The organism is Bacillus sp. SIMBA_008 (assembly GCF_046535495.1).
Taxonomy (GTDB): domain Bacteria; phylum Bacillota; class Bacilli; order Bacillales; family Bacillaceae; genus Bacillus; species Bacillus subtilis.
Map to the genome: position 1 here is coordinate 1 of NZ_JAWRWL010001337.1, position 233 is coordinate 233.

Here is a 233-nt window from a genome sequence, read left to right on the forward strand (position 1 = left end):
GTCCTGCTCGACCACGGTGCGCAGCGCCCGGATGCGGCGGGACTCGCGGATGTACGGCGCCTGGGCGAATCCGTCCTCCGTTCCGGTGACGTCGCCTCGGAGTCGGAGTCCCGGCCATCCGCGGCCGCCGTCGGGGCGCGGTGCCTCGGTCTGCAGCCAGTGGAAGTAGGCCAGCGACTGCGCCTTCGCCGCCGCCAGATGCGACTCCCGGTCGGCGGTGTCGATGATCGACC

At 73.0% G+C, this 233-nt stretch carries 1 pseudogene; it reads right to left on the minus strand.

The window, feature by feature from the left end:
• Positions 1–233, minus strand: a pseudogene (locus tag SB658_RS27795) (FAD-dependent oxidoreductase); the annotation flags it as partial.